This is a genomic window from Mycobacterium xenopi (assembly GCF_009936235.1).
Classification (GTDB): domain Bacteria; phylum Actinomycetota; class Actinomycetes; order Mycobacteriales; family Mycobacteriaceae; genus Mycobacterium; species Mycobacterium xenopi.
Window position 1 is genome coordinate 2,249,117 of sequence record NZ_AP022314.1, and the last position, 24,610, is coordinate 2,273,726.

The following is a 24,610-nucleotide window of genomic DNA, read 5'->3' on the forward strand; positions in this document are numbered from 1 at the left end:
TACCAACTATTTTGGGAGCTTTCGCGTCTGCTCGTCAGGCCTATCCTAGAGCAGGCCGTTCAGATTACTGCCGATCGTCCACGCCGCCGCGGCGACCAGCCCGGTGACAGCCAGCACAATAGCCAGCCAGACCAGCACCATCCGCTGAGCGTGCTGGCGAGCCAGGGCAAATTCGCTGAGCTCGATTCCGGCGAATTGGCCTGAGACCGCTTGGTAATCAACGGGATCCTCGTCAGCGGGCATTTCGCGAGTCAGTTTCCGAGTAGTCTGACGTGTGTGGCCTCCGACCTGCTCTTGCTGAATTTGGCTGTGGTACAAGGCGGCTGACCGGTGTTGCGCGGAGTTGCGAGGTGCCGGTACCCGGAATTCCGGCAGCGCCAACTCAGCGGCGATCGCATCCAGCTCCGCGCCCAGCTGCAAAGCGTCGGCATAGCGGTCAGCGGGGTCGCGGGCCGTTGCGCGTGCTACCAACTCGTCGAATTGCGGGGGAACACCGTCGATGGCGGTGCTGGGCCGCGGCACATCGGCATCCAAACGCTGGTAGGCCACTGCTAGTGGCGAATCGCCGGAGAACGGTGTGCGGCCGGTCAGCATCTCGTAAACCAGGATTCCGACCGCGTAGACGTCGCTGCTCGCCGTGGCGTCGCCGTCGCGGACCTGCTCGGGGGAGAGGTAGGCAGCGGTCCCCAGAATGACGCTGGCCGAGGTGATTTTGGCGGCCGCCACAGCGCGCACCAACCCGAAGTCGGCGATCTTGACCTCGCCGTCGTCGGAAATCAGGACGTTTTCCGGCTTGACGTCACGATGCACCAGGCCGGCGCGATGCGCGACAGCCAGCCCACCCAGCACCGGCCGCAGCACCGCGACCACCGCGTGCGGCGGCATCGGTCCGCGCTCGACCAGCAGCTCGCGCAGTGTGCCGCCCTCGATGAGCTCCATCACGAGGAAGGGGTGGCGGGCGTCGAGGCCCTGGTCGTAGACCGCGACCAGGCCGGGGTGCTTGAGCCGCGCGACCGCGCGGGCCTCCAGCCGAAAGCGGGTCAGGAACTGCTGATCACCGGCGTAGCGAGCGTCCATCACCTTCAGTGCGACCGGACGGTCCAGACGTTCGTCGAGGCCCCGGTACACCGTGGAGGTGCCGCCGCTGGCGATCTTGGCCTGTACGCGGTAGCGGCCGTCGAGTAGCGCGTTGTCCAGCGCATTCCCCGAGATAGCCGCGGCCACGGGGCCATCGTAGGTGCCGGCGGGGTGTCGGTGTGGAACGTGCCCGCAGCGCGCCGCTATCAGCTCTAGACTTGACGCGGTGAGCAGTATTCCGGCTGGCGACGACGTTCTCGATCCCGACGAACCCACGTACGATCTGCCCCGGGTCGCCGAGTTACTCGGCGTGCCCCTCAGCAGGGTTCACCAGCAGCTGCGTGAAGGCCACCTGATCGCGGTGCGCCGCCACGGTGACGTGGTGGTGCCGAGGATCTTTTTCACCGACTCCGGCGAGGTGGTCAAGAGCCTGCCGGGGTTGCTGATGGTGTTGCACGACGGTGGCTTTCGCGACACCGAAATCATGCGCTGGCTGTTCACCCCCGACCCGTCGCTGACCATCACCCACGACGGAACGCGCGACGCGGTGCCCAATGCCCGCCCGGTCGACGCGCTGCACGCCCACCAGGCCCGCGAAGTGGTGCGCCGCGCACAAGCTATGGCGTACTAAGATTTTCGGCCTTCTTGCTGTCCCGTTGCGGCGCCCGATATAGCGCACACCAGGCGACCAGCGCGCAGGTCGTCGCCAGCGACACATGCAGCCACGAATACATGCCGTGCGCGCCGTCTGGCCTGAAGATCACCATGATCCACGTCGAGAACGCCGCGATCGCGGCGATCGCCGTCCGTGACTGGGCCAGCGGGGCCGCCACCGCCAGCGGCCAGGAGTAGTACCACGGCAACGCGGCCGGCACGAACAACACCACCACCAGCATGGCCCACGCGATCCCGGTCAACGTCTCGCGGTCGTCGTGACGGAATCGCCACCAAATCAGCGGCAGCGACACCGCGATGATCACGATCCCGGCAATGCGGGTGACGTGCAGCACGGCATAGAAGTTCACCGGGAAGAACCATCCGCCGAGCGCGTGGACCAGGTTCGCGACCGCTGTGGGTACGGTCAGCCAGTTGATGATCTTCACCGAACCGGCAAGCGCGCTCAGCCATCCCAGGCTCACCCCGGCCACGGCCGACAACACCGCAAATACCGCGACGAAGATCAGCACCGACATCGCGGTCGCCGCCAGGAAGGCCCGCGGCGGCCGCCAGCCCCGCCGCTCGCTCAAGTGGCGTGTCCACACCCACACCAAAAACGGCAGCGCTATCCCGGCGGTCGCCTTGACCGCGACGGCGACCACCACCACGGTGATACCGGCGACAGGGTGGCGCTGGAAGGTCAGCGCGATACCAGCGGTCATCAGGCCGACCATCAGCATCTCGTTGTGTACGCCACCCATCAGATGGATGATCACCAGCGGGTTGAGCACGCAGATCCACAGCGCTGCAGGCGCATCCGCGCCGAGATGACGCGCGATGCGTGGTGTGGCCCAAATCAGCAATGCCAGTCCGGGCAGCATGCACAATCGCAACAGCATGGTTCCGGCGATCACGTGATTGCCGACCAGCATCGTGATGAACTTCGCGACGAGGATGAATGCCGGACCGTACGGCGCTGTGGTGATTGTCCAAATCGGACTAACGTTGTCCAGCAACGGATTCGGGTTGTCGACGGGAGCGACCACGTAGGGGTCCAGACCGTCGCGCAGCAACGCGCCCTGGGCGAGATAAGAGTAGGTGTCGCGGCTGAACACAGGCACCGACAGCAACAGCGGCGCAAGCCAAAACCCGGTCGTGGCCACCAGAGTGTATTCGGTTGCCGCTCCGGCGATCACGCGCCTGCCCAGTAACAGCCAAGCGATCAGCATCAAGCCAACGCCCAGCCACAACACGATCGACGAGAGCACCAGCCCATGCCCGAATCGCAACCACGACATGTGCATCGACTCCAGCAACGGGTCATGCGGCTTCGTGCTGCCGGCTCCGAGCCCGCCTGCCGTGATCAGGGCAGCACCCACGAAACCCAGCAGTGCCGGCCGGGCCTCCGAAGCGGAAGCGAACTCGCGCAGCCGCGAAAGATGTTGGCCTGCAAAAGAGCCCGATCTGCTCGTTGGTGTCGGCGTCGGGGTAGACATAGTTCTCACGCCGACCTGGTCGCAGCCAGCTTGGCCAGCTCGGACAGCCCCGCTTTAGCTACCGCGTGGATCGGCGCGGCGGCCAGGGTGTCTAACGCCCGCCGGGTCAGCGCGTCGATTCGCTGTTCCACCGCGGCCAGCGCCCCGAGCTCGTCGATGACGTCGCACAATTCGCGTACCTGTGTGTCGGTCAGTTCCGCGCCCATCGAAGAGCGCAACAATTTGGCGGCCACCGGATCTGACCGGTCCGCCATCGCCATCGCCTCGGCTACCAGCACGGTTTGTTTGCCCGACCTCAGGTCGTCGCCGGAGGGCTTCCCGGTGACCGCCGGGTCGCCGAACACACCGAGCACATCGTCGCGCAGCTGAAACGCCAGCCCGAGGTCGGTGCCGACTTGCTGGAAAACCGAATGCACATCGGGTCGATCCGCGGCCGCGGCCGCCCCTAACTGCAAGGGGCGCACCACGGTGTAAGCGGCGGTCTTGTAGGTATTGACTGTCATCGCCGACGCGATCGATTCGGCGGCGCTGGCCTCGGCGACGATATCGAGGTATTGCCCGCCCAGCAGTTCGGTGCGGATATCGGCCCACACGCGCCGGACCCGACGATGCGCGTCGGGCGGTAGATCAGCGTCGGCGACGATGTCGTCGGCCCAGGCCAGCGCCAGGTCCCCGAGCAGGATGGCGGCCGACGTCCCGAATTGGTCCGGCGAGCCCCGCCAGTTTCGCGCCCGGTGCAACTGCGCGAAATTCATGTGAGTGGTCGGTCGGCCGCGGCGGGTTGCCGACCCGTCGATCACGTCGTCATGCACCAGTGCGCTGGCGTGCAGCAGTTCCAGCGCCGCGAACAACAGCAGCACTTGCGGGCCGGCTTGCCGGGTGGCAACCGCGCGCCAGCCCCAGTAGGCGAACACCGGGCGCAGCCGCTTGCCTCCGCTGAGCACGAACTCCTCTAACCGGGCGATCAGGGCGTCGTAGTCGGCCCCGATGTAGGCGGCCTCGCTGCGGCGCTCACGCAGATACCGGCGCAGCTGTTCGGTGATCCGATCAGCCACCTCCACGGTTGCCGCTGCGTCGACGCTCAGTGCGACGCCCCCTTCTGCCATGTGTGTGTTCACGGTAGAGCGTACGGCTGGCATCCGGGCAGCACAGGAGTTGCTTCGACAGGCTCACTATCTCGCACCTATGCTGTCGGAGTGGTCAGCACCTTCAACACCGTTGCGCTCGAACTTGTACCACCAAACCTGGACCGCGGCACCCAGCAGGCGGTGGAAGACGCACGCAAGGTCGCGCAGTTATCCGCGGAAGCCGGTGTCGACGGCCACATCGGGCACGTGATGATTCCCGGATTGATCGCTGAGGAGGATGACCGGCCGGTCGAAATGAAACCGAAGCTTGACGTGCTCGACTTCTGGTCGCTGATCAAACCGGAGCTGCCGGGAATGCGCGGATTGTGCAGCCAGGTCACCGCTTTTATGGACGAGCCCACCCTGCGCCAGCGGCTCACCGATCTGGTCGCCTCGGGGATGGACGGCATCGTGTTCGTCGGTGTACCGCGCACCATGAACGACGGCGAGGGCTCGGGTGTGGCGCCGACCGATGCGTTGTCGATTTATCGCGAATTGGTGCCTAACCGCGGCGTGATCCTGATTCCCACCCGGGCGGGTGAGCAGGGCCGGTTTTCGTTCAAGTGCGATCGGGGCGCCACTTTCGCCCAGACCCAGCTGCTGTATTCCGACGCGATCGTGGGTTTTTTGACCGAGTTCGCCCAAAACACCGATCACCGGCCCGAGATATTGCTGTCGTTCGGCTTTGTTCCGAAGGTGGAAAACCGGGTGGGGTTCATCAGCTGGCTGATCCAGGATCCGGGCAACGCCGCCGTCGCGCAGGAACAGGCATTCGTCAAGACGCTGGCCGGCAGCGAACCGGCGCAGAAACGCCAGCTGATGGTGGACCTGTACAAGCGTGTGATCGACGGTGTCGCCGACCTCGGCTTCCCGTTGAGCATCCATCTCGAAGCCACCTACGGCGTCTCGGCACCCGCGTTCGAAACCTTCGCACAGATGCTTGACTACTGGTCGCCTGCCAAGCCGTGACCGATCATTGCGGGGGGTAATCGTCCGGCGCGGTGAACCGTGGTGAACGGTCGCGGGCCTGCCACGCCAGCAGCGCCACGACACCAGCCACCACGAACGACGAAATGCCAAGCCACACAGCCGCATTGGCGAACGATCGGGTACTGGGATCGGTGTAGCGCGCCTGGGCGTTCATGGTGCTGACCACGCCGGGCTTGAGCTTCCATGTCACCACGTCAGTGTCGACGCGCTCGCCATTAGTGGAGGTCACCGCGCCGGGGAAGGACACGCTCAGCTCGACGTCGGCTTCCGGATCGGTCAGCGACGTCAGGTCTGCCCGTCCTTCAAGGATCACCAGATTGCCGGATCGCCGCAGCGACAAGTTGACGCCCGCGGCGTCGGGGTGCATGTTCGCCAGCTGCGGTAGCTCGGCGAAGGTCAACTCGGAAAACACCGCCTCGGAGCCCACGTAGCCGTCTTTGTCGTATTTGGTGATCGCCACTTTCTGGCTAAACGGCAGGTTCGGGTCGAGCTGCGGTCCGGTGTCTTTGTCGTTGCGCGCCTTGGTCGCCGCGATGATCTGCCCGGAGACCAAGTCGTCGGGAGAGATGGTGATCGTGGCTTTGATCCGCACACATCCGGCGATCGTCGGTGTCACCAGCGCCAGCAGCGCCAGTGCCAGCAGCCGCTGGCGTCGAGGGTTGCGGAACTGTCCGGGAAAAAGCCTATCGCTGCGGGCGCGCACCAGGTCATCGTGCCAGAACTGGGGTGTCGGCACGGGCCGTACCGGGACCGTCGACGTCGCCGCCCGTTCGGGATCAAAGCGGCAGTGCCCGCCCAAGGATCGCAAAGGGTCGCGGATCGCCGGCGAAGTGGTATCCGCGGATGATGTCGGTGAAGCCCAGCCGCCGGTACAGCCGCCACGCCCGGTTGGTCTCGCCGTTGGCTTCCGGTGTCGACAGCAGCACGTTGGCTTCGCCGCGCCCGGCGAGCAGTCGCCGGGCCAGCGCCTCGCCCAGACCGCGTCCCTGCGCGCGCGGATGAATGTGCAGTTCGGTTAATTCGAAATAGCTCGCCATCAGCCGGGCGATCTCGGGGCGGGGAAAACCGCCGCGCTGCAAGCCAAGAACTACCTGCTGCTGCCACCACTGATCGGGCGCGCCGCAGTAGCCGTAGGCAATTCCGAGCAACGGCGCATTACTGAGCTCCGCCGCCGATGGCGGCTCGCCGTGATGCTCGGCCTGCACTGCGGCCACCGCCTGCCAACCGTGTCGACGAGTGTGCTCGAGCCACGTCGCGGCGCGTTGATTCTCTGTGCCGCGCGGGTATCGCATCGCGTCGACGTATACAGCCAGGGCGTCACCGAGACGGCGCTGCATATCATGCGCCGACAGGTCGATGAGGAACGTCGCCAACTCGCGGTCCCCTCCTCGGGCGCTGATCCGGTGCGCTGCTTGGATTCTCATTATCGGCCCCCGCTTCATGCGGATCGACGTCGCGGTCGGGCTAAAGCCGGTGGCCAGCCCCGGCTTCGGGCCTTTAGGCCCGCGTCGTGGCCAGACTACAATCGGCAAGCGAACCAGTGGTATGGCGCAGTTTCACCTCGTATCATCTGAGTTAGTTGCTCCGATAAAGTGGGCATCCACGCTATGCGTGACGGCTGTCGGCAAGGAGGGACGAATGCCACTCTCCGATCATGAGCAGCGGATGCTCGAGCAGATCGAGAGCGCTCTCTATGCCGAGGACCCGAAGTTCGCCTCAAGTGTTCGCGGCGCGGGGTTGCGTGCGCCGACTGCGCGCCGACGGTTGCAGGGTGCGGCGCTGTTCGTCATTGGGTTGGGGATGCTGGTTTCCGGGGTTGCCTTCAAGGCGACGATGATTGGCAGCTTCCCGATCCTGTCCGTGTTCGGCTTCGTCGTGATGTTCGGTGGTGTGGTGTATGCCATCACCGGGCCCCGGTTCCCCGGCGGGCGAGACCGCTCCGGGTCGACCGGCACGTCACGTCGCACCAAAGGTGTCGGCGGATCGTTCACCAGCCGCATGGAGGATCGCTTCCGCCGTCGCTTTGACGAGTAGCGCGGAACGCGCGGGATGCTCACGGGGTAGCCCCGGGCTGCCCCATTTTTTATGCCCTCGGCCGGATAAGTGTGGGGCGAGTAGCCGTAGATGCCCCACAATGCCCCACTTGGTGGATCGGTGCTGCCACATCGGCTGCTGAAGTCGATATTTCCCGTCGACGCGAGGACATCGAGCCACGTTCGACCCGCCCTGTTACCCGATCGAAGCCGGAAAATTTCGAATCTTGTCCCGATAAATGGAGCAAAGTGGGGGATTGTGGGGTATGGTGGCTGAAGTCGTGGGTGGGACGAAGCTCGGGGCTTCGCGCCGTGGCGGGAGGTGGCCTGATGTTTTTGGGCACCTACACGCCCAAGCTCGACGACAAGGGGCGGCTGACGCTGCCCGCGAAGTTCCGCGACGCGTTGGCAGGAGGGCTGATGGTCACCAAGAGCCAAGACCACAGCTTGGCGGTCTACCCCCGTGCCGAATTCGAGCAGTTGGCTCGGCGGGCCAGCAAGGCCTCGCGAAGCAATCCCGAAGCGAGGGCGTTCCTGCGCAATCTCGCGGCGGCCACCGATGAACAGCATCCCGATGCGCAGGGCCGGATCACGCTGTCGGCCGACCATCGTCGCTACGCCAACCTGTCCAAGGATTGCGTGGTGATCGGGGCGGTCGACTACCTCGAGATCTGGGACGCGCAGGCGTGGCGGAACTACCAGCAGACCCACGAAGAGAACTTCTCCGCGGCCAGCGATGAAGCACTCGGCGACATCATCTAAGGCGCATGTCCGTGCATCGCGGCCTCTGCCCGAACCGACCCTGGCGTACTTCCCCAACGCCAGGTTCGTGCTCTCGGACAGGGACCACGGTGCAGGGGCGGCCCGCCGGGCCCATCCGGGGGGAGGTGTTGTCATGGCCGACGGTCCAGCAGGTTTCGGTCATGTACCCGTCCTGCTTGAGCGATGCGTCGCGCTGCTCACCCCGGCGCTGACCCGCCACCACCCGGACGGCTCGGGCGCGATCCTGGTCGACGCCACCATCGGCGCCGGCGGGCACGCGGAGCGGTTCCTCACCGACCTTCCCGGGCTGCGGCTGATCGGTCTCGATCGTGACCCTAATGCATTGGACCTCACCCGGGCCCGGCTGACGCGATTCGCCGACCGGGTGAGCTTGGTGCGCACCCGGTATGACGGTATCGCGACCGCTCTGACTGAAACAGGCTGTGCTGCAACAGGTTCAGTAGATGGAATCCTCTTCGATCTGGGCGTGTCGTCGATGCAGCTCGACCGCCCCGAGCGGGGGTTCTCTTACGCACATGACGCTCCGCTGGACATGCGGATGGATCCGGATTCACCGTTGACGGCCGCCGACATCGTCAACACCTACGACGAGGCAGCGCTGGCGGACGTGCTGCGCCGCTACGGCGAGGAGAGGTTCGCGCGCCGCATCGCTGCGTATATCGTCCGCCGCAGGGCCGTCACACCGTTCACAAGGACGGGCGAACTGGTTGACCTGCTCTACCAAGCTATTCCGGCGCCGGCTCGGCGCACGGGCGGGCATCCGGCCAAGCGGACGTTTCAGGCGCTGCGCATCGCCGTCAACGACGAGCTCGAGTCGCTGCGCCGAGCGCTGCCGACCGCGTTGGATGCCCTGACCGTCGAGGGTCGCATTGTGGTGCTGGCCTACCAGTCGCTGGAAGATCGCATTGTCAAGGATGTGTTCAGGCATGCTGTCACGCCCCGTACCCCGGCTGGCCTGCCGATCGAACTGCCTGGACACGCACCGGAATTCAAGTCGCTGACTCGCGGTGCCGAACGTGCCGATCGTAACGAAACCGAGCGCAATCCACGTAGCGCCCCGGTCCGGTTGCGGGCCTTGCAGCGAGTGCGGCCGCCGCAGCAGGCAAGGAGACGTGATTGATGCAGGCGCACCAGAAAGCTGGAGCGGCCGACCACGCCGCGCCACGTCGTGTTCGACATGCAGGCAGAGCGTCGGCACCCACTCGCGAGCTCCGGGCGCCGCAGTCTGGGCCACAAACCACGCCCACGTCGCGGCCCGCTGAGCGGTCGGCGCGGCCGAAGAGTGCTAGCCAGGCTAAGGCTCGTGCTAAAGCCCGAAAGGCTAAGGCGCCCAAGGTTGTCCGCCCGTCACTGCGTGAACGTGTGCTGACCAGGCTGGCAGCCGTCGATCTTCGTCCCCGCACGCTGGCCAGCAGGGTGCCATTCGTCGTGCTGGTCATCGGTTCGCTCGGGGTGGGGCTGGGTGTCACGCTGTGGCTATCCACCGACTCCGCCGAGCGCTCCTACGAGCTGGGCAATGCGCGCCAGAAGACCCAGGTGCTGCAACAGCAGAAGGAGGCGCTCGAACGTGATGTGCTGCAAGCGCAGTCCGCGCCCGCGTTGGCGGAGGCGGCCCGCAACTTGGGCATGATCCCGAGCAGGGATACCGCCCACCTGGTGCAGGATCCGTCGGGTAACTGGGTAGTCGTCGGCACACCCAAACCCGCTCAGGGGGTTCCACCGCCACCGTTGAACACCAAACTGCCAGACGAAAAGCCCCCGCCGCCGAACCCCCCGGTGAACCCGGTGGAGATGCCGGTTCGGCTGTCGCCGGGCGCCGGCACGCCGACGATGCCGGTTCCCCCAGGACCCGAAGTGCTGTTGCGTGCCCCTGACGGTGCAACGACGTTGGGCACCCAGCACTTGCCCAGTGGCGCGACCCCGGGTGTGCCTGCTCCCCAGGTGGCCGGGCCGGGCCCGTTGCCCCCGCCCGATGCAGCGCCGGCCACGCCGGCCCCGGCTGCCGAGGTGCCCCTTGCCGCCGGACCGCCACCCGCTACCGCGCTGGCGCCAGCCGTGGTCCCCCCATCAGCGCCGCCAGCCACCGGCGAGCAGTTCGGCCCGGTAACCGTCACGGCCCCGGGCACGCCGAGGTGAAGCGCGCCGTGCGGTCGCGAGCGCACCCGTCGCAGTCGGGGCGCGCTGAACGCGGCACCACAAGAGCGCGAAAAAGCAAAGACCCCAAGCAATCCAAGAGGCTCGACAAATCCGCTAAGCCCGGGAAGGCCGGCGCTACCGTCGCGGCAAGCGTTGGCCCACAGGGTCATTCCGCACGCAGGCGGCGCACCCGCCAGGCCATGGACCTCGGCGTGCGCGGCGCGTCGTTCGTGTTTCGGTACCGGGCCGGCAACGTGGTGATCTTCGTCGCGTTGATCGTGGCGGCCGCGCAGCTGTTCTACTTACAGGTGCCGCGTGCTGCCGGACTGCGTGCCGAGGCCGCTGGACAGCTCAAGGTCACCGACGTCGAAAAAGCCGTGCGGGGAAGCATCGTCGACCGCAACAATGACCAGCTCGCGTTCACCATCGAAGCCCGTGCGCTGACCTTCCAACCGCGGCGCATCCACAAACAGCTCGCCGAAGCCAAACAGAAGAACCCCAGCGCACCCGATCCGCAGCAGCGGTTGCGCGATATCGCCAAGGAAGTCGCACTGCGGCTCAACAACAAGCCGGACGAGGCAACCGTGCTCAAGAAGCTAAAGAGCGACGAGACATTCGTGTACCTGGCTCGCGCCGTGGATCCCGCGATCGCCACCGCGATCACCGCCAAGTTCCCGGAAGTCGGTGCGGAGCGCCAGGATCTGCGCCAGTATCCGGGCGGTTCGCTGGCAGCCAACATCGTCGGCGGGATCGACTGGGACGGTCACGGTCTGTTGGGCCTGGAGGACTCGCTGGACGCCGTGCTGGCCGGAACCGACGGGTCGGTCACGTACGACCGCGGCTCTGACGGCGTGGTGATCCCGGGCAGCTATCGCAATCGGCACAAGGCGGTCAACGGGTCGACCGTGCAGCTGACCATCGACGACGACATTCAGTTCTATGTCCAGCAGCAGGTGCAGCAGGCCAAGAATCTGTCCGGGGCGCGCAACGTGTCGGCGGTGGTGCTGGACGCCAAGACCGGCGAAGTGCTGGCCATGGCCAACGACAACACCTTCGACCCGTCGCAAGACATCGGTCGCCAGGGCGACAAGCAGCTGGGCAACCTTGCAGTGTCTTCACCGTACGAGCCTGGTTCGGTGAACAAGGTCGTCACTGCCTCGTCGGTCATCGAATATGGACTGACCAACCCCGACGAAGTGTTGTCGGTGCCGGGCTCAATCCATATGGGCGGCGTCACCGTCCACGATGCCTGGAACCACGGCGTGATGCGTTACACCACAACCGGTGTATTCGGGAAGTCGTCCAACGTGGGCACGCTGATGCTGGCCCAGCGCGTGGGGCCGGAACGCTATTACGACATGCTCAAGAAGTTCGGGCTGGGCCAGCGCACCGGCGTGGGCCTGCCCGGGGAAAGCGCGGGCCTGGTGCCTCCGATCGACCAATGGTCGGGCAGCACGTTCTCTAACCTACCTATCGGGCAGGGTCTTTCGATGACTCTGCTGCAAATGACCGGCATGTACCAGACCATCGCCAATGACGGGCTGCGGATTCCGCCGCGGATCATCAAGGCGACCATCGCGCCGGACGGCACGCGCACCGAAGAGCCACGCCCGCAAGGTGTTCGGGTGGTTTCGCCGCAGACGGCGCAAACCGTACGCAACATGCTGCGCGCTGTGGTGCAACGTGACCCGATGGGCTACCAGCAGGGCACCGGGCCGGCGGCCGCGGTCGATGGCTATCAGTTGGAAACGAGGATGCAGGTATGCCGAAGGAACAGTCGCCCGGGAAGCCGACGACACGTCGATACAGTGCCGAGGAGAAGGCCGCCGCGGTGCGGATGGTCCGCACCTTGCGCGCGGAGCTGGGCACCGAGCAGGGCACAGTGCAGCGGGTCGCTCGCCAGCTCGGCTACGGAGTGGAATCGGTGCGCACCTGGGTCCGTCAGGTCGACATCGACGAAGGCCTGGCTCCTGGGGTGACGACCTCGGAGTCGAAGAAGGTGAAGGAACTCGAACAGGAGATCCGAGAACTCAAGCGTGCCAACGAGATTCTGAAGCGAGCGGCAAGTTTCTTCGGGGCGGAGCTCGACCGCCAACACAAGAAATAGTCGATTTCATCGACGACAATCGCGAGGAGTTCGGGGTCGAGCCCATCTGCACGGTCCTGCGCAGCGCAGGCTTGCAGGTGGCCCTGAGCACCTACTACGACGCCAAAGCCCGGGTCCCATCGGCGCGGGCCCTGCGCGACGCCGTCCTCGGGCCGGCGTTGTGCCAGCTCTGGAAAGACAACTACTGCGTCTATGGGGCCCGCAAACTCTGGAAAACGGCTCGTCGCGATGGTCATGACGTCGGTCGCGATCAGGTGGCCCGGCTGATGCGGGCCGCAGGCATTGAGGGGGTCCGGCGCGGCAAACGGGTGCGGACCACCAAAGCTGACCCAGCCGCGGCGCGGCACCCGGACTTGGTGCACCGCAACTTCGCCGCGGCTGCCCCGAACCAGCTCTGGGTGACCGACCTGACATTCGTGCCGACCTGGGCCGGGGTGGCGTACGTGTGCTTCATCATTGACGCACACTCGCGGATGATCGTGGGGTGGCGGGTGGCTTCGCACATGCGGACCTCGATGGTTCTCGACGCGTTGGAGATGGCGCGTTGGTCACGCGGAACTACATTGCAGGACTTGATATGTCACTCAGATGCCGGGTCGCAATTCACGTCCATTCGCTACGGCGAGCGGCTCGCTGAGATCGGCGCAGTCCCGTCAATCGGGACCGTTGGAGATAGTTTCGATAACGCTCTCGCGGAGACAGTCAACGGTTACTACAAGGCCGAGCTGATCTACGGGCCGGCTCGAAGCAGACCGTGGAAGACCGTCGAGGACGTAGAACTCGCCACCCTCAGCTGGGTCCACTGGCACAACACCAGCCGAAACCGTCTTTGACCATCTCCTTGCCGACGTTTGCTTTCACCTCTGCGCCCACGCACTGCCCAAAACTGGCCGGCGGCAAATAAGGCGGTATCGGTCCAGGCTGTTGAGGAACAAAGGGTGGGAGCGGACCCGATGACGGCATTGGAATTGGCGGTGGCGGTGTTTTGGGACCAGCTGAGGTCAACTGTTGCTCGTACTGGTCGACAAACCCGGGCGGCGGTGGCGTTCCCCCGTCGAGCTTGAACCCATGCCCAGCAAGTTGAATGGTCCCGTTGCGGGGGTCAGCGCCGACATTAATCGGTTGCTGCCCGTAATAGATTGGGCCCTCGGCAAAGTTGGTCTCGCCGACATCGCCTGCTGTTTTGACCAGGTTGGTACCGACTTCGTTATCGAGCCCAACCAATTGGGCTGTGCGGGCTCGGATGTCGGCTGCTAACACCTGAGCTTGCGATTGGCGCGCAGCCAGTTGAGCCGGATTCTTGGTTGTGCGAGTGTCGGTTACCGAAAGGTCTTCCCCTACAGTGAATCCCGCGTTGTGGGCATCCTCGACCGCGTACAGAACGCGCCTTTTGGCGGCGTCGATATCACTCGCACCACGGCGGGCAATCTTGGCTGCCTCCCGCAGCTGGTCAGCCTTGCCGAGGATTGTCGTCTTGTCGGCGGTTGTACGCATAACCAGGGCTTCGCGCGCTCGGCCTTCCCAGTCGAGGCCGTGGGATTGTTGCCAAACCTGTAGCGAGACGTTTTCCCATCGGTCTGCGGTGCCGTCCCAGTACTCTGCGGCTTCAATGAGGTGATCAACGTCCCACGCCTGGATCGTTGACAGTGTTGGCAATCCGGTAGTCAGCACTGGTGCGCCTACAGCGACTCGCCTATCGCGCGGAGTAGGTCTCGGGAATTTGCGTCCATGCTGGCGTAAGCGAAGCTTGCAGCAGCGGTTTTGACCGCCGTGATCTGGGTGCGTGCGGCAAATGCCTCAGCGGCCGCGGCAACCCCGGCATGCACCGCGTCAACCGCCGCTGCGCTGGCTTGAGATGAAAACCCCAATTCGGACGGCGTGGCAGTGGTTAGTAGCTCCGAAGTCAACCCGTGCCAGCCATTAGCAGTGGCCAGCAGCTGGTCAGCAGCCACTCGCAACTGATGCATGGTCAAAGCCTAACCCGGATTTTGCAGTAAGGGTGAAGTGCCCCGGGTTTTGTTCCGATCCCCATAGGAGGATTGGAAGCATGCCCCGACAGTATTCGCCGGAGTTTCGGCAGCGAGCGTTGCGTTTGTTGGAGACCACGATGGAGGCCTCAGATATCTCGGAGTTTGAAGGGATTAAGTCTGTGGCGAGCAAACTCGGCATCTCTGAGGAGTCGCTGCGCCGGTGGCGGCGCAAGGCTCAGGTGGACGCTGGTGAGCGCCCGGGAACGACGAGCCAAGAGCACGCCGAGATCCGCCGACTTAAGCGGGAACTTGCCGAAACACGCAGAGCACGGTTTATCTTCAGTCGACGCCCCTGTAGGGCGGTGTGGTCAGGGTGTCTGCGTCTTGGACGGTGTCTTCGATGTGCCGAGGCGGGCTGCGCGGAGTTGACCGTGGAGGTAGGCGATCTGGCCGCGTAGGCGGCCGTTTTCGTCGTCGAGTTCACGGATGCGTTCGTGGGCAAGGCTGAGCCGGTTCCGCAGGGACGCGTCGCTGGCTGGTTCTTGTCGGGGCGGGCTGGCAGGGGATCTTGGTTCGCGGAGCGCTCGTATTCTGTGGATTTCGTCTTTGAGATTGGTTTGGGTGTAGAGCCACGATCGGGATACGCCGGCGTGCTCGGCGACGGCGGCGAAACTGATCGGTGCTCCGGTCTGGTCGAGGTTATGCAGAGCGGCGATCGCTTTGGCAAGAGTCTGCTCGTGGCGTTGTTTGGCCGCTGCAATGAGGTGAATGCTGTTGTCAGCGCGCATCTTCAGCAGGTTCCTGCTCGTCGGTCTCGAGCGTGGTGATGATGGTGTTGAGGTTGGTCAGCACGGTGCGGTTGGCCTCGGCGAGGCGTTGCTGGCCGCGAGCCTCGGCGGCAGTGATCAGCTGCAGGGTCTGTTGACGTTGAGCACGGTGCTGGGGCAGGAATTCCGGTGTCGTGATGAACACCGGGCATGTCAGACACGCGTTGGCGTGCGGGCAGGACTTTTGCAGTGGAAGTCCGCAATAGCCGTTGGGCAGCGCCATTTTCGCGCGGGCCAGGTTGTGGTTCATCCACTCGGCGTCGCCGAGCAGCCCGTCGCCGCTGGTGTGGACCGGCTGGCCGTGGATGTCGATCTTGCGGGCGCGTTCCCACTGGGTGCGGATGGTGGTGTCGGCCAGGTGGGCATAGCGTGCGGTCATGGTGTGGCTGGTGTGGTCGAGCAGCCTACGCACGACCTCCTGGGAGACATCGTTGTTGATCAGCCGGGTGGCGTAGGTGTGGCGGAACTGGTGCGGGGTGACCTTGGCTGGGCGGCCCAGTTCGTCGACGACAGCTACGGCAGTCAGCCACTGCTTGAGATGCATGTCGAAGGTGTTGGGGCCGATGGGATGTCGCCCGTCGGGGTTGGCATGGGTGCGTGGGAGCAACACATTGGTGTCGGGGTGGGCGGCGCGGGTGCGGCGCTGCTGTTCGGCGATCTTGGCGGCGAGCTGTTCGTCGATGGGCACGATCGCCTCGCGGCGCATCTTGTGGTTGCGGTAGCGCAGATAAGTCGCTCCGGCGGGGTCGCAGACGAGGCAGTCGATTCCCAGGCGGGTGGCATCGCCGATGCGCAGCCCGGCGCCGATCAAGATCTCGATCAGCAGTCGGATGCGCGGGTCGCCGACGCGGCCGAGGTTGGCCGGGGCTTCAAGCTGGTTCATCACGAACTCCGGGATGGCCCGTGACAGCGTAGGTTGTTCGGGGCGTGGGCAGTCGTCGGGATAGAGGTCGACGTCGGCGGGCAGCGTCGCCCACCCGTGTTGACGGACCGCCCGCAGGAACCCGGTCACCGCGCCGATGTCACCGCGTCGAGTCTTGGGCCGGGCAACCTCGGCAGCCAGTGCGGCCAGGTAGCCCTCCAGGCTTTGGCGGGTCAATGCGGCTGGGCTCCCCGATGAGGCCAGCCGCGGGGTCAGCCGCGACAGCCGCATCACCGCGACGAGGTCACGGCGGACCTGGGTGAGCCCGATCCCGCACGACAGCCGCCACCGGCACCACCGTTTGGCCAGGTCCCGCAACCACGATGGCTGCAGCCCGGTGAAGTCGAGCCGAGCACCGTGCCCGGCCCCGGGAATCGACAGCCGCCGCAAAAGCCATACGTCGCGGCAGTATTCGGCATCCCAGCCGCCGCTGTCACGCAGGTCGAGCAGGCAGTCCACGGCGAAGCCGAGGAAGGCCCGCGCAGTGCTGGTCGCCGCGGCCGGCAGCTCGTCGAGCCAGGCATCAAGCGGCCGGTCCAACAGTGACACGTCCCCGACGCCGGCGAGATAGTCAAGCAGCGCTTTGATCGCCCTGGGTACGGCGCGGGCCCGTTGAGCGTCGACACGGCACTGGACCGCGTACTGGATCTCCAGCTGCAAGCGCGGCGGCAGCGGTCGGAAGTCGAAACGGTCCTCGCCATAGGTGGCGCAGTAGGCGATGAAGTCCTCGGGCGCGGGGCGTCCCCGCATCCGCCACCGCGTGTGGTGGCCTCGACACCATCCGGCATCGAGTTCGGCCCATAACCGGCACCCAGTCACTGCGCACACCGCGGCCGCCGTCACCACCGGCGGTGACCACCCCGCCATCTCGGGACGGCCAGCGGCATCCCACTGTCGTGAGTGCCGGTAGCACAACCGATATCGGAGCTGACCGAACTGGCAGCCGGTCACCTCGCAGGAATGCAGTGGCCGATACCCGGTCACCTCTGGGTCCGCCGTCGCGGCCCACGCCATGGGCTCGGGCCGACCGGCTTGCCTCCACCGGTGCAGATGAGCCAGGCACAACCGGTTGTAACGACTCGATCGCACGCAGCCTGCGACGATGCACGGCGGTGTCCCCAGGATCGGGTCGCCCACCGCTGGGACCAGCACCTCGACCCGGAACTCGGGTCGTACCGCCGCAGCCAACCTATCGGCGAGTCCGCCCAAGCCGGCTGCGGTCGATCTCACCGCTGTTGTGCTCATCACCGACCATCGTTTCCATCGAGAACCCCTGCGGCGACCAGCGCCCGACGCGCATCCTCGACGCTCAGATGGGAGTAGGTGTCGCCGGTGGTGCTGATCGAGGCGTGCCCGAGCAGCTTGCTCACCACCTCCACTGCAACCCCGCGTCGCAGCAGATTGGTGGCGTAGGTATGACGAAACACGTGCGGGGAGAAAGTGATTCCGGTTCGCTTGCGTATTCGCAGTACTAGGTCGTAGACGCTGCGGTAGCTCAGCGGCGCACCCACCGGGTCGGCCCACAGGTTGACGAACACATAGTCACTGTCCAGGTCGCCGTACTCGGCATGCAGGTAATCGGAATAGAGGCGAATCACCCGACCCGGCACCGGAACCTGACGCGATCCGGACTTGGCACGTGCCCCGTTGGCGTTGGCTCGCCCAACTACCGACACCAGACACGAGGCGGCGTCGATATCGTCGTGCCGCAATCCCAACGCCTCGCCGACACGCAGCCCGGTCTCGGCCAACAGCGTGAACAACATCCGGTCCCGCAGCCGTTCGCACGACCCCAACACCGTCGCGACCTGCTGCTCGTCAAGCGTCGAGGGTAGACGTTTGTCGGCACGCAACCTGATCCTTCGAACCCGCTCCGGCCGAGAACCCAAGTGCGCCAACAACGGCCGCCATGACCCGCCACCAGACCCGCGCTTCCAGGTGACCAGCAGATCGCCCAGCTCCACACCATGACGATGGTGGAATTCATAAAACGCCGACACCGCCGACAGTTTCCGGTTCACCGTCGCCTCCGAGCACCCCGCCGACGCCGATGTCGGCAATGCCACCACGTTGGGTTCGTTCCTCGCCCCCGACGCCAGCCGCAGCCAGGCGACGAACCGACCCACATCCTCGAGTCGCACGCCCGACCACACCAGCCCCGACCGATAACAGAACTCAAACCAATCCCGCAGGTCATGGGCATACGCGCGAACTGTGTTCGGCGATCGCTCCACCGCATGCAGATGCGCCAGAAAAGCCTCCACCGGCTCCACCACGCCAGCGTCGGCACCCACCACGGTCCACGACTCCGGATCGCCGAACGGCATCGCAACCCGCTGAACCACAAACGCGGCCAGCTTCGTCATCGACACCGAAGATAACCAGTCCACGACGAAACACCGGGAACGTCAAAGGGTGTGTCGACTACATCAACGACAAGCAGTCAACAGACCGGAGATAACCAACGAAGTTCTCAAGGCTGCATCAGCGTTTTTTTGCAGCGGAGCTCGACCGCCCCGCGGCGAAATGATCGCCTTCATCGACACCCACCGCGATCAGTTCGGGGTCGAGCTCATCTGCCGTGTCTTGCGGGCAGCAATCACTGGATTCCTCACATCCCGGGGCTATCGGGCGGCCAAGACCCGGCCCGGCCTGCGACCGCGAGATCCGCGACGAGCAGCTGATCGCCGACCTGCGCACCGCGCACGAGAAGAACTACTCGTGCTACGGGGTGCTCAAGATGCATCAGGCCATGAAGCGTCAGGGCTGGCGGCTGGGCCGCGAGCAGACCCGCCGGCTGATGCGCAAGGCTGGACTGCGCGGGGTGCAGCGCGGCAAGCCAGTGTTCACCACGATCACTGATCCGACCGAGCAACGGCCGGCAGACCTGGTCAACCGGCAGTTCAAGGCGGCCGCCCCGAACCGGTTATTGGTCGCCGACATCACCTTTGTGCGCACCTGGCAGGGATTCTGCTACACGGCCTTCGTCACCGACGCGTGCAGCAGAAAGATTGCCGGCTGGGCGGTCGCGGCCAGTATGCGCACCGAGGACCTACCTGTGCAGGCCTTCAATCATGCTGTGGCAGGCCAACGCAGATCTATCTGAGTTGGTTCATCATTCCGACCGCGGATCGCAATACCTATCGCTGGTATACACCGACCGCCTTGGCGAGCTCGGGATCGCCCCCTCGGTCGGCTCCCGCGGCGATAGTTATGACAACGCCCTCGCCGAGGCGGTCAACGCCGCCTACAACACCGAGCTGATCAACCGCGGCAAACCGTGGCGTTGCATCGACGACGTCGAACTGGCCACCGCCGAATGGGTGTTCTGGTACAACAAGGAACCCCTGCACGAAGCCCTCGGCTATGTCCCACCAGCTGAGTACGAGGCCGCCCTCACCGGCGCCTCACACCCCGCGAGCCAGCCAACCCCGGCCCTCGCAACCGAATAGGAACAAAACTTGGGGTACTTCAGTCGGTGGCGGGGGTGGCGTTGTGGGGTCCGCTGCTGGATCGGCTCAACGTGATTGCCGAGGCCGATCGGCGGGGGCTGGGTGGGATCGGGCCGGGCGGCTATAGCGGTGGGCAGTGTTATCGGGCGCTGACCGAGGTACTGCTGGCCGATGGGGATTTCTTGTGGGATCGGGTGGTGGCCGGCCCGGCCACCGCCGCGTTGCGCGGGGATAACCGTTGGCGTCGGTGCCCACGTGGTGGCGGTTTTTGGCGGGCGCGGATTTGGGCCGGGTGGCCAAGGCCGGCGCGGTCAACCGGGTGATGCTGCGCCGAGCCTGGGCGGCGGCGCCGCCCCTGACGGCGATCGGCTCACCATCGACCCCGATGCCACCCGGGTCGCGACCTAGGGGCCAGGCAAAGAAGGCAGCGCATTCTCGCGCACCGGACAAACCGCCCTGTCGCCGCTGGTCGGGGTGCTCGGGGAGACCGGGGACGTGCTGGCGTTGCGTGCCCGCGGCGGTGCGGCTAACGACGGTCGGGCGATGGGCAGCTTCATCGATGAGTGTGTCAGTGCGAGAGTCGCCACCGTTTTCAACGCCTCGGGCATCCGCACTAGCTTCACGACGGGAGCTCAACCGAGCGGTGGTAGAGGCGCTTGTAACGGCGGGCATTGCACGCCTGCGGGCCCGAGGCCATTTCGGGACGCCCTTGGCGAATGGGGTCAGCCCAAGCGCATCGTGGTGGCTAAACGTCGGTTCGTCCGGAGGCCGGGGGATCGGTACACGAAGTTTCATTCAAATAACCAAGGTGGTACGTGTGACGCGTGCGAGCCTCGTACCCGGTCACCGTGGGTACTGTGTCATGGCTGAAATCGTGGTGTCTGATGGCAGCGGAGGGAGGTGATGTCGGTGCCTTCCGTGCTGCGGCCCCGCGTCGGCTCCGGCGTGCCGCTGACGACGCTGGCGGCGCAGGCCGGGGCAGTACCTGCCGAGGGCAGCGTGGTCCCCGATCTTCGTATCAGCGGCATCACTTTGCGGGCCCAAGACGCGCAGCCGGGCGACCTGTTCGCGGCGCTGTCCGGCGCGACAACACACGGCGCGCGGTATGCCCGTGAGGCGGTCGAACGCGGCGCCGCCGCGGTGCTCACCGACGCCGCCGGGGTTAGCGAGATGGGTGACGACGTGGGCGTGCCGGTCCTCATCCACCCCAGGCCGCGTGAGGTGCTCGGCGAACTGGCCGGCACGGTTTACGGTCATCCCTCCCAACGGGTTTCGGTGGTCGGCGTAACCGGGACGTCGGGAAAGACCACTACGACCTACCTCATCGAAGCCGGTCTGCGCGCCGCCGACCGGGCGAGCGGACTGGTCGGCACCATCGGGATGCGCATCGACGGCAGCGACATACCCGGCGGATTGACCACCCCGGAAGCACCCGCCTTGCAGGCCCAGCTCGCGGTCATGGCCGAACGCGGCGTGGACACCGTCGTCATGGAGGTGTCCAGCCACGCGCTGGCGCTGGGGCGCGTCGACGGCATCCGGTTCGCGGTCGCCGGTTTTACCAACCTTTCCCGCGATCACCTCGACTTTCACGCCAGCATGGCCGACTACTTCGAGGCCAAGGCCCGGTTGTTCGACCCCGCCTCACCGCTGCGCGCAGGCACAGTGGTGGTCTGCGTCGATGACGACGCTGGCCGCACGATGGCGGCCCGGGCCGGTGACGCGATCACCGTCAGCGCGACAAACCAGGCCGCGGACTGGCGCGCCGAGGACGTCACGTCAACCAGTGCCGGGGGACAAGAATTCACCGCCGTCGACCCGGCGGGCGTGCACCACCGGCTTAGCATCCCGCTGCCGGGCGGCTACAACGTTGCCAACTGCCTTGTGGCACTGGCTATTTTGGATAGAGTCGGTGTTTCTCCGGAACAGGCGGCGGTTGGCCTGCGGGCGGCTCAGGTCCCCGGCCGGCTCGAACGCATTGACCGGGGCCAGGATTTCCTGGCGCTGGTCGACTATGCCCACAAGCCGGGAGCGCTCGAGGCGGTGCTGACTACGCTGCGGCGCCCCGGCGGGCGGCTGGCGGTGGTGTTTGGCGCCGGCGGCGACCGCGACCCCGGCAAGCGGGCACCGATGGGCAGGATTGCCGCCGAGCTGGCCGACCTGGTCGTGGTCACCGACGACAATCCGCGCAGCGAGGATCCCGCCTCGATTCGCCGCGAAATCCTGGCCGGGGCGGCCGAGGCAGACACCGCCGCACACGTGGTGGAAATCGGCGACCGGCGCGAGGCGATCAGGCATGCAGTCGCCTGGGCCCGCGCCGGTGATGTGGTGCTAGTCACCGGCAAAGGCCACGAGACCGGGCAGAACATCGGCGGACACATCCGCCCGTTCGACGACCGGGTTGAGCTCGCCGCCGCGCTGGAGGCGCGCCGGTGATAGCGCTGACCCTGGCGCAGATCGCCGACATCGTCGGCGGGGAGCTGGCCGATATTTCCCCGGAAGCCGCCGCGCAGGTGCAAGTCACCGGCACCGTCGAGTTCGATTCGCGCAAAGTCACCCCCGGCGGGCTGTTTCTGGCGCTGCCCGGGGCGCGCGTCGACGGCCACGACTACGCGGCCTCGGCGGTGGCCGCCGGCGCGGCCGCGGTGCTGGCTGCCCGGCCGCTCGGAGTGCCCGCCATAGTGGTAAAGCCACGGCCCCACCACACCCACGACGCGCTGGCAGGGGTGTTCGAGCATGACCACGACGGCTCGGGTGCTGCGGTGCTATCCGCGCTGGCCAAACTGGCCGCCGCGGTGGCCGCGGAGCTGATTAGCAAGGGGCTCACCGTCATCGGGATCACCGGCTCGTCGGGCAAGACCTCGACCAAGGATCTGCTGGCCGCGGTGCTGGCACCCCTCGGCGAAGTGGTGGCGCCGCCAGGATCGTTCAACAACGAGTTGGGCCACCCCTGGACGGTGCTGCGGGCCACGCCCAGCACCGACTATCTCGTTCTAGAACTGTCGGCCCGCCATCCCGGCAACATCGCCGCGCTGGCGGCCATCGCGCCGCCCAAGATCGGGGTGGTGCTCAACGTCGGCACCGCGCACCTGGGCGAGTTCGGCTCTCGAGAAGCGATCGCGGCAACCAAAGCCGAACTGCCGCAAGCTATTCCGGACGCCGGAGTGGTGATCCTCAACGCCGACGACCCGGCGGTGGCGGCAATGGCCGACAAAACCGCGGCCCGGGTGGTGCGGGTCAGCCGAAGCCAAAGCACCGACGCCGGCCCCAGTGACTTGTGGGCCGGGCCGGTCACCCTCGACGAGCTGGCCCGGCCAAGGTTCACCCTGCACGCCGGCGACTCCGCGGTCGACGTCCACCTCGGCGTGCACGGCGAGCACCAAGTCAGCAATGCGCTGTGCGCCGCAGCGGTCGCCGTTAAGTGCGGCGCCAGCCTCGAGCAGGTCGCCGAAACGCTGGCCAACGCCGGACCGGTGTCCCGGCACCGCATGCAGGTGATCACCCGCGCCGACGGGGTGACCGTCATCGACGACGCCTACAACGCCAACCCGGATTCGATGCGCGCCGGATTGCAAGCACTGGCCTCGATCGCCCATCAGGCACCCCGGCCGCGTCGCAGCTGGGCGGTGCTGGGGGAGATGGCCGAACTCGGCGACGACGCGATAAACGAGCATGACCGCATCGGGCGGTTGGCGGTGCGCTTAGATGTGTCTCGTCTCGTTGTCGTCGGAACGGGGAGGTCTATGAGCGCCATGCACCACGGCGCGGTCATGGAGGGCTCGTCGGGGGCGGAGGCCACCATGGTCGCCGACGCCGACGCCGCCCTGGCATTGCTGCGGGCCGAACTGCGGCCGGGGGACGTGGTGCTGATCAAGGCGTCCAACGCCGCCGGCCTGGGCGCGCTGGCGGATGCGCTGGTCGCGGACGCAGCCGGCGTCGGCCGGGGCGTTGGCCGATGATCGAGATCCTCATCGCCGTCGGCATTTCGCTGACGGTGTCCATCCTTTTGACCCCGGCGCTGATCAGGCTGTTCACCAGGCAGGGATTCGGCCACGAGATCCGCGAGGACGGCCCTCCCACCCATCGCACAAAACGCGGCACGCCGTCGATGGGCGGGGTGGCGATCCTGACCGGCATCTGGACCGGCTATCTGGGCAGCCACCCGGCGGGGCTGGCCTTCGACGGCGCCGCCCCGTCGGCGTCGGGCCAGCTGGTGTTGCTGCTGGCCACCGCGCTGGGCGCGGTTGGCTTCGTCGACGACCTGATCAAGATCCGGCGCGCGCGCAACCTGGGGCTGAACAAGACGGCCAAGACGGTCGGGCAGATCACCGCGGCGGTGCTGTTCGGGATACTGGTGCTGCAATTCCGCAACGGCGATGGCCTGACACCGGGCAGCACCGACCTGTCCTACGTACGCGAAATCGCTACTGTCACACTGGTTCCCGCACTGTTCGTGCTGTTCTGCGTGGTCATGGTCAGTGCGTGGTCGAACGCGGTCAACTTCACCGACGGCCTTGACGGGCTGGCCGGCGGCTGCATGGCGATGGTCGCCGCCGCCTACGTGCTGATCACCTTCTGGCAGTACCGCAACGCCTGCGCCAGCGCGCCCGGGCTGGGCTGCTACAACGTGCGCGACCCGCTGGACTTGGCGCTGGTCGCGGCGGCCACCGCGGGTGCCTGCATCGGATTTCTGTGGTGGAACGCCGCACCGGCCAAGATCTTCATGGGCGACACCGGATCGCTGGCGTTGGGCGGAATTCTCGCGGGCATCTCGGTGACCAGCCGCACCGAGATCCTCGCCATCGTGCTCGGTTCGCTGTTCGTGGCCGAGATCACCTCGGTCGTGCTGCAAATACTGGCCTTCCGCACCACCGGTCGCCGGGTGTTCCGGATGGCGCCGTTCCACCATCACTTCGAGCTCGTCGGCTGGGCCGAAACCACGGTGATCATCCGGTTTTGGTTGCTGACCGCGATCAGCTGTGGTTTGGGTGTGGCCCTGTTCTACAGCGAGTGGTTGGCCGCGATCGGCGACTGAC

General features: G+C 66.1%; 23 protein-coding genes, 2 pseudogenes and 2 other annotated features. Of the genes and pseudogenes, 15 read left to right on the forward strand and 10 right to left on the reverse strand.

Annotation, left to right across the window (positions count from 1 at the left end; genetic code table 11):
* Window positions 1-45 precede the first annotated feature (45 nt).
* Entirely contained in the window at window positions 46-1,224 is a 1,179-nt protein-coding gene (locus MYXE_RS10435) for a protein kinase domain-containing protein (protein ID WP_003918736.1), read from the reverse strand.
* A 79-nt stretch (window positions 1,225-1,303) separates the two neighbouring features.
* Here MYXE_RS10435 and MYXE_RS10440 point away from each other — a divergent pair, with 79 nt between their 5' ends.
* Window positions 1,304-1,708, forward strand: coding sequence for an Rv2175c family DNA-binding protein (locus MYXE_RS10440; protein WP_003918735.1), 405 nt, complete (start codon window positions 1,304-1,306; stop codon window positions 1,706-1,708).
* Here the strand turns inward: MYXE_RS10440 and MYXE_RS10445 are convergent.
* The gene (locus MYXE_RS10445) at window positions 1,695-3,230 is read right to left on the reverse strand and encodes an alpha-(1->6)-mannopyranosyltransferase A (protein ID WP_085194456.1); all 1,536 of its coding nucleotides are present in this window, start codon (window positions 3,228-3,230) and stop codon (window positions 1,695-1,697) included. The genes MYXE_RS10440 and MYXE_RS10445 overlap by 14 nt on opposite strands.
* A 5-nt stretch (window positions 3,231-3,235) precedes the next feature.
* The gene (idsA2, locus tag MYXE_RS10450) at window positions 3,236-4,285 is read right to left on the reverse strand and encodes a bifunctional (2E,6E)-farnesyl/geranyl diphosphate synthase (RefSeq protein WP_085194508.1); all 1,050 of its coding nucleotides are present in this window, start codon (window positions 4,283-4,285) and stop codon (window positions 3,236-3,238) included.
* A gap of 141 nt (window positions 4,286-4,426) precedes the next feature.
* Between idsA2 and MYXE_RS10455 the strand changes: the two genes are divergently transcribed.
* Window positions 4,427-5,326 (forward strand): mycobacterial-type methylenetetrahydrofolate reductase, encoded by a 900-nt coding sequence (locus MYXE_RS10455; protein WP_085194458.1) that lies wholly within the window; start codon window positions 4,427-4,429, stop codon window positions 5,324-5,326.
* A 4-nt stretch (window positions 5,327-5,330) separates the two neighbouring features.
* On the opposite strand, the gene MYXE_RS10460 is transcribed toward MYXE_RS10455, so the two are convergent.
* Together MYXE_RS10460 and MYXE_RS10465 are read right to left on the reverse strand one after the other, a co-directional pair.
* The gene (locus MYXE_RS10460) at window positions 5,331-6,050 is read right to left on the reverse strand and encodes an LppM family (lipo)protein (protein WP_172468562.1); all 720 of its coding nucleotides are present in this window, start codon (window positions 6,048-6,050) and stop codon (window positions 5,331-5,333) included.
* A 73-nt stretch (window positions 6,051-6,123) separates the two neighbouring features.
* A complete protein-coding gene (locus MYXE_RS10465) occupies window positions 6,124-6,720 on the reverse strand; it encodes a GNAT family N-acetyltransferase (protein WP_003918728.1) in 597 nt (198 codons plus the stop codon).
* A gap of 265 nt (window positions 6,721-6,985) precedes the next feature.
* Here MYXE_RS10465 and MYXE_RS10470 point away from each other — a divergent pair, with 265 nt between their 5' ends.
* The 6 genes and pseudogenes from MYXE_RS10470 to MYXE_RS10495 all read left to right on the forward strand — a co-directional run.
* Window positions 6,986-7,381: a DUF3040 domain-containing protein gene (locus MYXE_RS10470; protein ID WP_003918726.1), complete on the forward strand. Its 396-nt coding sequence runs from the start codon at window positions 6,986-6,988 to the stop codon at window positions 7,379-7,381.
* A 329-nt stretch (window positions 7,382-7,710) separates the two neighbouring features.
* Window positions 7,711-8,142 carry a division/cell wall cluster transcriptional repressor MraZ gene (gene mraZ, locus MYXE_RS10475; protein ID WP_003918724.1) on the forward strand — a complete coding sequence of 144 codons (432 nt, stop codon included), beginning with the start codon at window positions 7,711-7,713 and terminating at the stop codon, window positions 8,140-8,142.
* Window positions 8,117-9,283 carry a 16S rRNA (cytosine(1402)-N(4))-methyltransferase RsmH gene (gene rsmH / locus MYXE_RS10480; RefSeq protein WP_086009130.1) on the forward strand — a complete coding sequence of 389 codons (1,167 nt, stop codon included), beginning with the start codon at window positions 8,117-8,119 and terminating at the stop codon, window positions 9,281-9,283. The genes mraZ and rsmH overlap by 26 nt, the downstream gene beginning before the upstream one ends.
* On the forward strand, window positions 9,283-10,299 hold the full coding sequence (gene ftsL, locus MYXE_RS10485; RefSeq protein ID WP_112649952.1) for a cell division protein FtsL: 1,017 nt from the start codon (window positions 9,283-9,285) through the stop codon (window positions 10,297-10,299). The genes rsmH and ftsL overlap by 1 nt, the downstream gene beginning before the upstream one ends.
* 200 nt (window positions 10,300-10,499) lie before the next feature.
* A pseudogene (locus MYXE_RS10490) lies at window positions 10,500-12,045 on the forward strand (peptidoglycan D,D-transpeptidase FtsI family protein); the annotation flags it as partial.
* A gap of 16 nt (window positions 12,046-12,061) precedes the next feature.
* Window positions 12,062-13,227: pseudogene (locus MYXE_RS10495) on the forward strand (IS3 family transposase); the annotation flags it as partial.
* Window positions 12,361-12,492, forward strand: a sequence feature (AL1L pseudoknot). It overlaps the preceding pseudogene by 132 nt.
* Here the strand turns inward: MYXE_RS10495 and MYXE_RS10500 are convergent.
* Entirely contained in the window at window positions 13,196-14,077 is an 882-nt protein-coding gene (locus tag MYXE_RS10500; RefSeq protein ID WP_161552083.1) for a hypothetical protein, read from the reverse strand. The pseudogene MYXE_RS10495 and the gene MYXE_RS10500 sit on opposite strands and share 32 nt — an antisense overlap.
* Before the next feature lie 8 nt (window positions 14,078-14,085).
* A complete protein-coding gene (locus tag MYXE_RS10505) occupies window positions 14,086-14,373 on the reverse strand; it encodes a hypothetical protein (protein ID WP_085194462.1) in 288 nt (95 codons plus the stop codon).
* A gap of 140 nt (window positions 14,374-14,513) precedes the next feature.
* On the opposite strand from MYXE_RS10505, the gene MYXE_RS25275 reads away from it, so the two are divergent.
* Window positions 14,514-14,834: a transposase gene (locus MYXE_RS25275; protein ID WP_415624485.1), complete on the forward strand. Its 321-nt coding sequence runs from the start codon at window positions 14,514-14,516 to the stop codon at window positions 14,832-14,834.
* Here the strand turns inward: MYXE_RS25275 and MYXE_RS10515 are convergent.
* From MYXE_RS10515 to MYXE_RS10525, 3 genes are read right to left on the reverse strand one after another with little or no spacing between them, the layout of a single operon-like run.
* Window positions 14,745-15,164 carry a DUF6262 family protein gene (locus MYXE_RS10515; protein WP_085194467.1) on the reverse strand — a complete coding sequence of 140 codons (420 nt, stop codon included), beginning with the start codon at window positions 15,162-15,164 and terminating at the stop codon, window positions 14,745-14,747. The genes MYXE_RS25275 and MYXE_RS10515 overlap by 90 nt on opposite strands.
* Complete coding sequence (locus tag MYXE_RS10520; RefSeq protein ID WP_232061784.1) at window positions 15,154-17,355, reverse strand: tyrosine-type recombinase/integrase; 2,202 nt, start codon at window positions 17,353-17,355, stop codon at window positions 15,154-15,156. Before MYXE_RS10520 ends, MYXE_RS10515 begins: the two co-directional genes overlap by 11 nt.
* A 14-nt stretch (window positions 17,356-17,369) precedes the next feature.
* Window positions 17,370-18,491 carry a tyrosine-type recombinase/integrase gene (locus MYXE_RS10525; RefSeq protein ID WP_085194472.1) on the reverse strand — a complete coding sequence of 374 codons (1,122 nt, stop codon included), beginning with the start codon at window positions 18,489-18,491 and terminating at the stop codon, window positions 17,370-17,372.
* 120 nt (window positions 18,492-18,611) lie between these two features.
* Window positions 18,612-18,730: a sequence feature (AL1L pseudoknot), on the forward strand.
* On the opposite strand from MYXE_RS10525, the gene MYXE_RS10530 reads away from it, so the two are divergent.
* From MYXE_RS10530 to mraY, 6 genes are all read left to right on the forward strand, one after another.
* A complete protein-coding gene (locus tag MYXE_RS10530; protein ID WP_161552084.1) occupies window positions 18,707-19,231 on the forward strand; it encodes an IS3 family transposase in 525 nt (174 codons plus the stop codon). It overlaps the preceding feature by 24 nt.
* Entirely contained in the window at window positions 19,200-19,577 is a 378-nt protein-coding gene (locus MYXE_RS10535; protein ID WP_085194477.1) for an integrase core domain-containing protein, read from the forward strand. The genes MYXE_RS10530 and MYXE_RS10535 overlap by 32 nt, the downstream gene beginning before the upstream one ends.
* Before the next feature lie 35 nt (window positions 19,578-19,612).
* Window positions 19,613-19,900 carry a hypothetical protein gene (locus tag MYXE_RS10540; RefSeq protein ID WP_161552085.1) on the forward strand — a complete coding sequence of 96 codons (288 nt, stop codon included), beginning with the start codon at window positions 19,613-19,615 and terminating at the stop codon, window positions 19,898-19,900.
* A gap of 580 nt (window positions 19,901-20,480) precedes the next feature.
* Window positions 20,481-22,010: a UDP-N-acetylmuramoyl-L-alanyl-D-glutamate--2,6-diaminopimelate ligase gene (locus MYXE_RS10545; protein WP_085194479.1), complete on the forward strand. Its 1,530-nt coding sequence runs from the start codon at window positions 20,481-20,483 to the stop codon at window positions 22,008-22,010.
* Window positions 22,007-23,533, forward strand: coding sequence for a UDP-N-acetylmuramoyl-tripeptide--D-alanyl-D-alanine ligase (locus MYXE_RS10550; protein WP_085194481.1), 1,527 nt, complete (start codon window positions 22,007-22,009; stop codon window positions 23,531-23,533). Before MYXE_RS10545 ends, MYXE_RS10550 begins: the two co-directional genes overlap by 4 nt.
* A complete protein-coding gene (gene mraY / locus MYXE_RS10555; protein ID WP_161552086.1) occupies window positions 23,530-24,609 on the forward strand; it encodes a phospho-N-acetylmuramoyl-pentapeptide-transferase in 1,080 nt (359 codons plus the stop codon). The genes MYXE_RS10550 and mraY overlap by 4 nt, the downstream gene beginning before the upstream one ends.
* Window position 24,610 lies beyond the last annotated feature (1 nt).